10 protein-coding genes are annotated in these 12,111 nt (G+C 55.0%); 6 read left to right on the forward strand and 4 right to left on the reverse strand.

Translation table 11 applies throughout. The annotated features are described in order from the left end of the window. The first annotated feature begins 34 nt into the window (after positions 1-34). The 4 genes from EQM14_RS03115 (at position 35) to EQM14_RS03130 (ending at position 5,255) form a co-directional block, all read left to right on the forward strand. A complete protein-coding gene (locus EQM14_RS03115) occupies positions 35-1,783 on the forward strand; it encodes an ABC transporter ATP-binding protein (protein WP_128741575.1) in 1,749 nt (582 codons plus the stop codon). Then, positions 1,771-3,597 (forward strand): ABC transporter ATP-binding protein, encoded by a 1,827-nt coding sequence (locus EQM14_RS03120; RefSeq protein ID WP_128741576.1) that lies wholly within the window; start codon positions 1,771-1,773, stop codon positions 3,595-3,597. Before EQM14_RS03115 ends, EQM14_RS03120 begins: the two co-directional genes overlap by 13 nt. Before the next feature lie 234 nt (positions 3,598-3,831). Further along, a complete protein-coding gene (locus tag EQM14_RS03125; protein ID WP_128741577.1) occupies positions 3,832-4,857 on the forward strand; it encodes an aldo/keto reductase in 1,026 nt (341 codons plus the stop codon). A gap of 14 nt (positions 4,858-4,871) precedes the next feature. After that, positions 4,872-5,255 carry an OsmC family protein gene (locus tag EQM14_RS03130; RefSeq protein WP_128741578.1) on the forward strand — a complete coding sequence of 128 codons (384 nt, stop codon included), beginning with the start codon at positions 4,872-4,874 and terminating at the stop codon, positions 5,253-5,255. A gap of 75 nt (positions 5,256-5,330) precedes the next feature. Here the strand turns inward: EQM14_RS03130 and EQM14_RS03135 are convergent, their stop codons facing one another. From EQM14_RS03135 to EQM14_RS03150, 4 genes are all read right to left on the reverse strand, one after another. Continuing rightward, positions 5,331-6,248, reverse strand: a complete 918-nt coding sequence (locus tag EQM14_RS03135) for a ketopantoate reductase family protein (protein WP_128741579.1) — start codon at positions 6,246-6,248, stop codon at positions 5,331-5,333. A 173-nt stretch (positions 6,249-6,421) separates the two neighbouring features. Next, on the reverse strand, positions 6,422-8,422 hold the full coding sequence (locus EQM14_RS03140) for a methyl-accepting chemotaxis protein (protein WP_243112602.1): 2,001 nt from the start codon (positions 8,420-8,422) through the stop codon (positions 6,422-6,424). 287 nt (positions 8,423-8,709) lie between these two features. Next, positions 8,710-9,966, reverse strand: coding sequence for a diaminopimelate decarboxylase (locus EQM14_RS03145; RefSeq protein ID WP_128741581.1), 1,257 nt, complete (start codon positions 9,964-9,966; stop codon positions 8,710-8,712). 5 nt (positions 9,967-9,971) lie between these two features. Beyond that, on the reverse strand, positions 9,972-10,685 hold the full coding sequence (locus EQM14_RS03150; RefSeq protein ID WP_128741582.1) for a TrmB family transcriptional regulator: 714 nt from the start codon (positions 10,683-10,685) through the stop codon (positions 9,972-9,974). 167 nt (positions 10,686-10,852) lie between these two features. Between EQM14_RS03150 and trxA the strand changes: the two genes are divergently transcribed. Beyond that, on the forward strand, positions 10,853-11,164 hold the full coding sequence (gene trxA / locus EQM14_RS03155; RefSeq protein WP_128741583.1) for a thioredoxin: 312 nt from the start codon (positions 10,853-10,855) through the stop codon (positions 11,162-11,164). Between the two features lie 94 nt (positions 11,165-11,258). Next, on the forward strand, positions 11,259-11,768 hold the full coding sequence (locus tag EQM14_RS03160; RefSeq protein ID WP_128741584.1) for an O-acetyl-ADP-ribose deacetylase: 510 nt from the start codon (positions 11,259-11,261) through the stop codon (positions 11,766-11,768). Positions 11,769-12,111 lie beyond the last annotated feature (343 nt).

Below are 12,111 nucleotides of genomic sequence, written 5' to 3' on the forward strand. Positions count from 1 at the left end.
ACTGCGAAGAATCCGGAAAGCGGGAAAATTTGGAATGAGCATTTACGGCAAATACTTTCAGAAATATAAGCTTCTGTTTCTTACAGGTGTGAGCTGCGTCGTCATGGAGGCTTTTTGCGACTTGATGCAGCCTGCGATGATGGCCCGCATCATCGACGACGGAGTAAAGAACGGCAAATTTGACACCGTCGTGAGATTCGGGCTGCTGATGCTTTTGATCACGGCGTTCGGGGCGTGCTTTGCGACTGCGAGGAATGTTCTGGCGAGCCGCGTTTCCCAAAACATGGGCGCCGACCTCAGAAGCGATCTGTTCGGGAAGATCATGAGATTTTCCGAAACGAGCGCCGACAAGATCCAGAGCGGTTCGCTCATCACCAGAATGACCAACGACACTTCACAGGTGACGCAGTTTGTCAACGGGCTGATGAGGATCTATGTGAAAGCGCCGATTACCTGCGTCGGCAGCATTGTTCTTGCGGTCATGCTCAGCCCGAACCTCAGCGTGATTTTACTTTTTGTCGTTGCGATTGTCACCGCTCTGATTGTAATCAGCATGAAAATGAGCTATGCCCGCTTTGCCAAGGTGCAGTACGCGATCGATCAGGTCAATACCGTCGTTCAGGAGTACCTGATGGGAGTGCGGCTCGTAAAGGCCTTCGGGCGCTTTCGGAACGAAGAGGGCAAATTTGAGGCGGCAAACGACAATCTGGCGGGCAGAACGGTGTCGTCCCAGCTTGTCATCTCCTATTTTTCACCGCTGATGTCGCTCACCGTTAATATCGGGGTCACAGTGATTATTTACTTAGGCAGCGTGCTTTTCCAGCAGGGAAATGTCGAGGTCGGCAGGGTTTCCGCGTTTATCAACTATATGGCGCAGATCCTTTCCTCGCTGATCATGATCACGAATATATTCAATACGCTTGTCCGCACGAAGGCTTCCACCGAGCGGATCAGGGAGATCCTGGCGAGTGAAGAGGATTTAACGGCACAGGGGCTTTCCGACGGGAAAACGGAGCCGGCCGCCGGATTGAGATTCGAAAATGTGACTTTTGCCTATCCGAACGGGAGCGGGCTTCCCGCTTTGAAAAATATCTCTTTTCAGGTAAACGCAGGGGAGACGCTGGCGGTCATCGGCCCGACAGGCTCCGGAAAATCGACCCTTGCGTGGCTGTGCCTTAGGTTTTACGACCCGGATTCGGGCAGAATCTTCATAGACGGCCGCGACGTCAAAGCGCTCGACAGCGGTTCGCTCCGGCAAAAAATTGCCCTGGCTCCGCAGAAAAGCATGCTGTTCGGCGGAACGGTCATGGAGAATATCTCCTGGGGAAATCCCGGGGCTTCCCGGGAAGAAATAATCGCGGCGGCCCGGGCGGCCCAGGCGGACGGCTTTATCAGTGAAATGTCCCGGAGCTATGACAGCGTGCTCGACCAGGGCGCGATCAATCTTTCCGGCGGGCAGAAGCAGCGCATTTCCATCGCAAGGGCGCTGGTGAGCCATGCGCGGATCCTGATTCTTGACGATTGTACGAGCGCTCTGGACGCGGTCACGGAAGCGAAGGTCCGGCAGGCAATATCGGCCAAGGGGGGCGGAGAGGGCAGAACGGTTGTTCTCATCACGCAGAGGATCGGGACGGCAAGGGGCGCCGATCGGATTCTGGTGCTTCAAAACGGGGAGAAAGCCGGTTTCGGGACGCACGACGAATTGATGTCCTCCTGTGGAATTTATAAGGAGATATACGACTCGCAAATCGGCGGCGACGGGGAGCGGAAATGGCGGAAATAAAAAGCAGTTCGACCATGCCCACTCTGGGCCGCCGGCCCGGCGGCGGCGCGCGGCGCTTCGCCCCGAAGGAAAAAGCCAAGAACGCGAAGGGCGTGCTGAAAAGGCTGCTCAGGCTGATGCTGCGGTTTCGAAAATCGCTGGTTATCGCCATGCTGTTAACGATCGCCACCTCATCGATTGCCGTTGTGGGGCCGCTGCTGATCGGGAACGCGATCAACACGTTTGACACAAAAACCGCAAGTGTGAATTCGCGGCTTCTTTTTGTCATCCTCGTTTCACTCGTCTCGTGTTATCTGGCCGGCTGGGTCATCGATACGGTCAACGGCGTTTTAATGACGAGGCTGACGCAGAGATTCATAAAGGATCTCCGCCGTCAGTTTTTTGCGAAACTCCAGAAGCTGCCGCTCAATTTCTATGATACGCGCCCGCACGGCGACACCATGAGCCGGATTACGAACGACGTGGACAATGTCAGCAGCACCATATCCCAGGCGACTACTCAGCTGATCGCGAGCGTTTTCACGATCTGCGGGACGTTTGTGATGATGCTTGTCCTCAGTCCTTTGCTGACCGCCGTCGCGATGGTCGCGATCCCGCTTTTTACCCTGCTTTCCAAAACGATCGCCGGCAGAAGCAGGCGGTATTTTCTCGCGCAGCAGCGGGAGCTTGGAACGCTCAACGCGATGATCGAGGAGAGCGTCGTCGGGCTTAAAATGGTGAAGGCTTTCAACCGGCAGGAAACGGTGCTGTCCGAGTTCCAAACCGTCAACGGCAGGCTCCGCGACGATTCCGCCAAAGCGCAGACCTGGGCGGGCTTCATGATGCCGTTCATGAACGTGATCAACAATCTGAATTTCGCGCTGATTGCGGGCGTGGGCGGCGTTCTGACGATCAAAGGGATGGCGACGGTCGGCCTCGTCGTGAGCTTTCTCACGTATTCCAAACAGTTTGGAACCCCGCTGAACAATCTTGCGGGTATGTTCAACAACATTCAATCCGCCCTGGCAGGCGCGGAAAGGGTCTTTGAAATCATCGACGAGACCGAGGAGCCGCCTGACCAGGAAACGGCGAAAAATCTGGAAAACGTGCGCGGAGCGGTCGAGTTTCAGAATGTGTCGTTTTCCTATCTGCCCGGGAAGCCGGTTTTGAAAGACGTCAGCTTTTCCATACAGCCCGGCGAGGTGGTTGCGCTTGTGGGAGAGACCGGAGCAGGCAAGACGACGGTCGTCAACCTGCTGACCCGCTTTTACGAGCTTGACAGCGGAAGGATCCTGATCGACGGAAACGATATTGCCGGCGTCGCGCGGGGGTCGCTGCACGACTGCTTTTCCGTTGTCCTGCAGGATACCTGCCTGTTCACGGGAACAATTTTTGACAATATCAGGTACTCCAAGCCAGCGGCGGCGGATGAAGAAGTCGTCCGGGCCGCGAAGCTCGCCCACGCGGACGAGTTTATTACCCGGCTGCCGCAGGGATACCAAACGGCTGTGACCGGCAGCGCAGATAATCTCAGCCTCGGCCAGCGCCAGCTGATCGCGATCGCGCGGGCTGTTTTATGCGGCGCGCCGATTCTGATCCTGGACGAGGCCACAAGCAGCGTGGATACGAAAACGGAAAAAGAAATACAGAAAGCGCTGCTTACACTGATGAGGAACCGGACCAGCTTCCTGATCGCCCACCGGCTTTCGACCATACGCGACGCAGACCGGATCATGGTCATAGACCATGGCAAAATCCTGGAAATGGGCAACCACAGCGAGCTGATGAGAAGGAGAGGCTTATATTATGATATGGTGATAAGCCAGCTTGGGTAACATGGCCTGCGGATCGCTTTTTAAGCCGTCAGCGCCCGCTGTCCCCGAAGTCCTGACCAAACGGCAGTCTCTCTGAGGATACCGGCTTTATGGATGATCGAAAAGAAAATTCCGTATTTTCGCCATTGGGAACTTGACTTGCAGCCGGCTCATAGTATTATACTTTTTGGAGGGGAACAAGAAAGCCGCGTTCTTTTCAGAAACAAAAAAATCGTGGGGCAGGGAGAAAAATATATGAATACCGTAAAATTGGGAAAAACAAATCTTGTTGTCAATAAAAACGGATTCGGGGCGCTCCCCATCCAGCGGGTGGACAAAAAGAATGCCGTCCGTATCCTGCGGAAGGCATTCGACGGCGGCATCAACTATTACGACTCGGCGCGGGCGTATTCCGACAGCGAGGAAAAGCTCGGCGCCGCCTTTTCCTGGGTCAGGGACCAGATTGTCATCAGCACAAAAACGGCGGCTGGCAATGCGGAAGGGTTCTGGAAGGATCTGGAGCAGAGCCTTAGGGATCTTCGGACGGATTACATCGACATCTATCAGTTCCACAACCCGGATTTCTGTCCGAGGCCGGGCGATGAATCCGGTCTCTACGATGCCATGCTCAAAGCGCAGGCACAGGGAAAAATACGGTTTATCGGCATTACAAACCACAGGCTGTCGGTTGCGAAGGAGGCGGCGGACTCCGGCCTGTATGATACGATCCAGTTCCCTTTCAGCTATCTTTCCACCGGCGCGGACCTGAAAATCGTGGAAGCCTGCAGGGACAACGGGATCGGCTTTATTGCCATGAAAGCCCTGTCGGGCGGCCTGATCACGGATTCCGCAATGGCTTACGCCTATCTGGAGCAATTTGACAATGTCGAGCCGATCTGGGGGATCCAGCGCGGAAGCGAATTGGATGAATTCCTTTCCTATCAGGACCGTCCTCCGGTCCTGTCGGAGGAGATGAAGCGGCGGGTCGAGTCCGACAGAAAAGAGCTTGCCGGAGAGTTCTGCCGCGGATGCGGCTATTGCATGCCGTGCCCGGCGGAAATATCCATCAATACCTGCGCAAGGATGAGCCTTCTGCTTCGGCGCGCTCCGCAGGAATCGTATCTGTCGGAAAAATGGCAGAAGGAAATGAAAAAAATTGAAAACTGTCTCCACTGCAACCAATGCATGAGCAAGTGCCCTTACGGATTAAATACACCGGATCTGCTGAAAAAGAATTATGAGGATTATCAGACATTTTTAAAGCCTGTTTGTCAGGAGTAAAGGAGAAAGCGGATATGGTTATTTCCAAAAGCAGAAGCGAAAATTACTGTACAGAAATTTCGAATCAGACCGCGATAATCTTCTCGGATGTCAAAGAGGACAAGGGCGGAAGCGGGCGGTACTTCCGGCCGGATGAACTGCTGTGTTCGTCGCTGGCCTCCTGCCTCAATATGACGATCCGGATGGGGCTGGATCACCGGAAAATAGAATATGATCAGATCGTCGTCAAAGTCGATTTGGACCAAAGCGACGAAAATAAAACGAAATTTCTGATCGATGTGGATGTTACCGGCGGCATTTCGGAAGAGACAAGACAGCTTGTCAAAAGACTGGCCGGCGCATGCCCGATCAGAAAGGCCCTGTCAAAGCAGATCGAATTTGAAGCGATGCAAAAATAATACAAAAGACCTCCCGCCGCATTATGACTGTGGCGGGAGGTCTTCTCGTTCTGGAAATCCCGCTTTTCCAGGGGTTCAGCATCCGTACATTGCCTCAATGGAACGCAGAAGCAAAAGCAGCACATGGTTGACCGGGGTCGGGACGTTCAGCTTTTTCCCCAACTCTTCCACTGTCCCGGCGAAATAGTCAACCTCCGTGCGGCGTCCCGCTTCCACATCCTGCAGCATGGAGGTTTTTCCCTGCGGTGAAAAATTCCCCATTGCCCCCTCGAATTCCAGGACGTCCTTTTCATCCAGATGAATGCCGGAAGCCTTCGCCAGCGCGACGACTTCCATCATCGCTTCGCGGAACAAGGCCAGGGTGGAGGGGACCGTGGTGATCTTTCCATAGGGGGAACGGGTTGCCGCGGATACCTGGTTGACGCCGACGTTCAGCATCCACTTTTTCCAGACCGCGCGCACCATATCCTCGCAAACCTCCGCCTGAATCCCCGCGTTGACCAAATAGCTGCGCACGGCGGCAACCTCGGGCGAAAGCGCGGCGTTCGCGGCTTCCCCGAACTGAATGACGCCGTCTTTGGTATGTGCGACTCCGTCTTCCGTGCGAACGGCGTCGATATAAATGGCAAGCCCGTAAAAAACCCTGTTCTTCGGAAAAGCTTCCTTCAGACGCTCCCGCGCGGTCACGCCGTTCAGGAGCGGAAGCAGCACCGTCCCGGGGCCGACAAATCCGCGGATATCGCGGATTGCCTCGTCAAGCTGGTAGTTTTTGACACACACAAGAATCAAATCGGCTGCAAAGTCCATGCCGGGTTCTTTGACCTGCGGAAAAAAAGGAACGCCGTTGACCTTTACGCCGCTTTTTCTCAGGCGCTCCGCGCGCGCGCCGCCGGCGACGGCCGCGAAATTCCGGCCGTAAGCCCGGTGAAGCAGATTGCCATAGACCGACCCGATCGCTCCCAGGCCGATAATTGCGGCATTTTTGATTTCCATAGTAACCCTCCATAGCAGTACTTCGCCGGGCTGAAGGCAGGCCCGCCCGGATGCTTTTCAACGTGGCCGCCTGAAATTTTCACTGCATCCATTATATCCCGATTTTCGAAGCGATGCAATGCGAAAAGACCGGCCCGGACCGCATCGACTCATCTCATCCGCATCCAGCCGGATTAAGCGCCCTGGCCTTCGCCGCTTTGGATGTTCAGCTGGAATTTGCCGACCAGCGATTTCAGAACCTGAGCCTGCCCGGACAGTTCCTCGCTTGCGGCGGCGCTTTCCTCCGCCGTGGCGGAATTGGTCTGTACCACATCCGAAATCTGCGTGACGCCTGAGGATACCTGGCCGACCGCGTCGGACTGCTGCAGGGTAGCGCCGGAGATACTGTCGACCCTCTCCGAAACAGTCTGGATGCTTTCGACAACGGCGGACAACGATTCCGCGGTCTGGTTCGCAATCTTTGAACCTTCTTCCACCAAATGCATGGTGTTCTCGATCAATACGGTTGTGTCTTTAGCCGCCTCCGAGCTTTTGCCGGCCAGATTTCTGACTTCATCCGCCACGACCGCAAACCCTTTGCCCGCATCGCCGGCCCTGGCGGCCTCGACCGCGGCATTCAGGGCCAGAATGTTGGTCTGGAAAGCGATATTCTGAATAGTTTTGATGATCTTTCCGATTTGATTGGAGGATTCGCTGATCCGGTCCATGGCGGAGACCATCTCCCCCATGTGCCCGTTGCTCGCTTCGATCTCAGACCTGACACGGCCCATATTGCCGCTTGCCTCCGCGGCGTCCCGCGCGTTTTGTTTCACATGGTTCGAGATTTCGGCAATCGTCTTTGACAGCTCCTCAATGGAACCCGCCTGTTCCGAGGAACCCTGAGCCAGCGCCTGCGCCCCGGCGGAAACCTGTTGGGAGCCGCTCGCAATCTGATCGGAGGAACCGTTGATCTCGGACAGGATGCCGTTCAGAGCTTCTATGATAAAGGCAAGGGATTTCTGGATGGGAATAAAATCCCCCTCAAAATTTTTTTGGGCCTGCACGCACATGTTCCCGTAAGCGACCTCGTGAAGCACGTGAGAGATTTCCTCAATGTAGCCGCGCAGCCCCAATACGGTTTTGTTCAGCGAAGAAGCCAGAACCGCCGTTTCATCCCTGGCTTTGACTTCGACGGTGTCAGTATGCAGATCTCCGGCCGACAAAAGCTTCAGCCTGTCGCATACGGTCAGAATCGGGTTGGCGATCGACCTTGAGAGCACAGTGGAGAGGATGACCCCAAGAACGATGCACAGCAGCGACGCCAAGCCGAGGCCGAAAACGGACAGCCAGATCGGCGAAGTCATTTCTACGATCGGCGCCACAACGCCGAAAGCCCAGCCGTCCGTATCCTTGATGGGGGCATAATAGCAGATCCGGTCTCCCGTCTCGTATGAATAGACTTCCACTCCGCTTTTGCCCTGAGCCATATGCTGGTAAACGACGGCGGCGGTGGCATACGTGGAGTCGGTCTTGGCCATTTGAATGAAGTTCGTCCGGCTTTCCACCAGCGCGGGCCGGATGTTTGCGATCAGGGTCCCTTCCTTGTCGGTGATAAAGACATTCCCGGTTGTTCCGATCACGATATTTTTGATAATGCTGCTGTAAACCTGCGGGTCGAGGGTGGCCATGACGATCCCCTGATAATCATTGTCGTTGGAAACCGGGGCGCAGGCGATTACGCAGAGTTTTTTGTTGATATCGTACGTGGTTCCGGAAAGATAGGTTTCCCCTGAGAGCGCCTTTTTGAAATATTCCTGATCGGCGATGTTTTTGCCGTTCAGCGAAGCGTCGTCGCTGAAAATTGTTCCGCTGCCGTTCACAAGGCTCAGGGTCTGGTAGCCCATCTGCTGTTTTTTGGTGTCGAGCATCTTCAGGAGATCGGACGGGGAGACACCCGATTTTCCGATTTCGCTGGATTCCGCGACGGACCGGATGTTGAGCTTCATATTGTTCAGAGAGGTATCGATTGCGATGTTTGCCGTCTGGCCGATGGATTTCAGGTCGCTCTCCACGTTTTTCGTGATGCCTTTGTAACTTGCGTAGATTCCGACGGCGAGATTCAGTACGGAAGTCACAAATATAATTCCAACAATGCATACAATCAGCTTTTTCTTCAGCGATTTAAACCTTTTCATACAGATACTTCCTTTGATTAGATTTTGCAGCGCTGCTCCTGCTTGGAATTTCATTGCTGAAAATAACCCTATATTTCCTATATCGTCAGAATTTTACAATAATTTAATATTTCTTCGACAAATACTACAATTAATTTTACGAATAAGTTTGATATTTATTTAAATTTTCCAGACGCCATCGGACATAATAAATACATATTTGCCTCCGGCGCGGCGGCAGACAAAAAGCCGCCCCGTCATGAATTCGTCATGGCGGAGCGGCCGAGCCGGATCGTACTATGGAAAAATTATTTTTTCGGCAGACCGGGGAAATCGAGCGTCGCGAAATAGTCGGCGGGGGTTTCGGCGCGGCGGATCAGGTCAAAGGAACCGTCTTCGTGAAGAAGAACCTCCGCGCTGCGGAGCTTTCCATTGTAGTTGTAGCCCATGGAATGCCCGTGCGCGCCCGCGTCGTGGATGACGAGCAGATCGCCCATGTCGATTTTCGGCAGCATCCGGTCTACGGCGAATTTATCGTTGTTTTCGCACAGGCCGCCCGTCACATCGTACTTGTGGTCGCAGGGCGCGTCCTCCTTGCCCATGACCGTGATGTGGTGGTAAGCCCCGTACATCGCGGGGCGCATCAGGTTGGCCGCGCAGGCGTCCAGCCCGATATATTCCTTGTAGATGTGCTTTTCCCGGATGGCTTTTGCGGCTAAAATACCGTAGGGGCCCAGCATGAAACGGCCCATTTCCGTGTAAATCGAGACGTCGCCCATGCCCGCGGGCACCAGGATCTGCTCGTAGACCTTTTTGACCTGGCGTCCGATTTTCAGAATGTCCGGAGGGGTCTGGTCCGGGCGGTAGGCAACGCCGACGCCGCCGGACAGATTGATGAAGGAAATATGAGCGCCGGTTTCCCGGTGCAGGTCGACCGCCAGCTGAAACAGGATCCCGGCGAGGGCGGGATAGTATTCGTCCCCGGTCGTGTTGCTGGCGAGGAATGCGTGGATACCGAAATGCTCTGCCCCCAGCCGCATCAGCTTTTTGAACCCTTCCGCCATCTGCTCGCGGGTGAAACCGTATTTCGCCTCGCCGGGGTTGTCCATGATCGCGTTGCTCGCCTTGAAGACCCCGCCGGGGTTGTAGCGGCAGCTGATGGTTTCCGGGATGCCGGCGAGACGGTCCAGAATGTCGATGTGGGTGAAATCGTCCAGATTGATGGTCGCGCCCAGCTTCGCGGCGAGGAGAAAGTCCTCGTCCGGCGTGTCGTTGGAGGAAAACATGATTTCCCGCCCTTTCAGGCCGGCCGCGTCGGACAGCATCAATTCGGTCAGGGAGGAACAGTCCGCGCCGCAGCCCTCTTTTTTCAGCAGCCGGAGCAGATAGGGATTCGGGGTGGCCTTGACCGCGAAATATTCCCGGTAACCCGGATTCCAGGAAAACGCCTTCCTGATTTTTCTCGCGTTTTCCCGGATGCCCTTCTCATCGTACAGATAAAAAGGGGTTGGGAACTCCTTCTCGATTTCTTTCAGCTTTTCCAGTGTGACAAAAGGCTTTTTCATCCTGTTTACTCCCTTCCCTTGGTCAATTCGATCAGCCTGATCTCGTTTTTCAGGTCTTCCTTGAACAGGCTGACCAGGTTATCTTTGCTGGAATAGAGACAGGTCGAGTTTTCGCCGTCGTCCAGGTCCCCGGTCAGGACGCTGCCCGAATCCACGATCAGCCGGATCTGTCTCTGCTTTCGCTCCGTGCAGTAAACGGTGGCGCCGGGCAGGTCGAGAGGCCGGTCGGTGATGACGACGACTTTCAGTCCGCGCCCCGCCATATCGCGCAGCTCCGGCAGAATCCGTTCCGTCAGTTCCGCGGACATGGAGGCGTAGACCCGCTCCCTTGCCCCATGCAGAAGGTTCCTCATTTTCAGCAGAATCTGTTTTTCGCCTGCGATGGTGATGTATCCTCCGGAGTCCTTCCTGCGCTTCGGCTGCATTTGGCCCAGTTCTCCGGCGTCTTTCTGCAGGTTGTAAATGCAGTTGCCGCAGAATTCCTCAAGGGGAACCGGCGCGTACCGGGTCGCGGCGCCTTCCACCAATCTGGCCGCCCCTTTTTCCACCAGCCCGGACAGCGCCGAATAAGTGTTGGAGCGGGAGATTCCCGTGACCTTTGCGGCTTCATAGCCGGTCAGGTCGCCCTGCGAGAGCAGAGCCAGGTAAATTTTTGCCTCCTGCTGCGTCAGGCCGAAATGGGTCAGAAGTGAAACCGATTCCGTATCGTCGCCCCCTATAGTATTCCTTTATAGGAACACTATAGTTAAATATGAGGCGATTGTCAAGCCAAGTGTGGAAAATAAGGAAAGATTTTTTCATTTTGTGTGATTTTGTCACATACAAATTCTGCGGGAGTGGTTATAATAATACCAACAAAGAGTAAAAGAGGAAAGGAAGAATCCAAATGGCAGTTGTAACAGTGACACAGGACAATTTCGAATCCGAAGTTTTAAAATCCGATAAGCCGGTCCTTGTGGATTTTTGGGCGTCATGGTGCGGCCCCTGCCGCATGGTTTCCCCAATTGTCGACGAAATCGGCAACGAATCCGATGGAAGATACATGGTGGGGAAAGTCAATGTGGACGAACAGCCGGATATCGCGGCAAAGTACAATATTATGAGCATTCCGACGCTGATTGTATTCAAAGACGGCACGCCCTCGCAGACCTCGGTCGGAGTGCGCAGCAAACAGGACATTCTGTCCATGCTGGATTAAAGCTCCCGCTGACGGAATGAAAGATCCGAAGGAACCGGAAACCGCCGGCTCTTGCGGGTCTTTTCCCTTTTTACGACGAAACGGAGGGATTGCCATGCTGAACGTCATCCTGGGGGATATCACAAAACAGAAAGCCGACGCGATCGTCAACGCCGCCAACTGTTCGCTGCTGGGCGGCGGGGGAGTGGACGGGGCGATTCACCGGGCGGCCGGGCCAGGGCTGCTGGACGAATGCCGCGCGCTTCACGGCTGCGAAACGGGGAAGGCGAAGATCACCGGCGGATGCCGTCTTCCCGCGAAATACGTCATTCATACCCCGGGACCGGTCTGGCGGGGCGGAACCGCCGGGGAGGAGGAGCTGCTGGCGGGATGTTACCGCGAAAGTCTGTCCCTGGCCTCACAGTACGGCTGCAGGACCGTCGCTTTCCCCTCGATCAGCACGGGTATTTACCGTTTTCCCCTGGAACGCGCAGCCCGGATCGCGGTCCGGGAGATCCTGTCCTTTCTGCGGTCGGACCGGGTGGTGAGCTCTGTTACCATGGTCTGCTTTGACGCGGGCACCAGGGCGGCCTACGACGCGGCGCTGACGGAGCAAAACGGCTGAACCTTTCCGCCCGCAAAGGCGCCGGAGCCCTGCCTTCCTGTAAAAAATCTGCTTTCTTTTGGAACGGTGTCCGAAAGGAAAGGCCGGATGCGCTTGCCGCCGTCGAGGACGGACGGCTCATCGACCTAAGCTAAATCTCTGCCACATCGTCTAGTGGTGAATTCGAATTTATCTGCAATCCGTATGAAAAGAGCTGTGCCCTGTACCTGGACGCAGCTCTTTTCAATTTCTTTCAGCAATTCCATTTCAATTTGCGAAACAAGACGTGTTCCTCCCCCCCCCCCCCCGATGGCGGGGGAGGAACACAATCACACTTGCATAATCAACTGAGATGCTGCAATAT

This window comes from Caproiciproducens sp. NJN-50 (assembly GCF_004103755.1).
GTDB lineage: Bacteria > Bacillota > Clostridia > Oscillospirales > Acutalibacteraceae > Caproicibacter.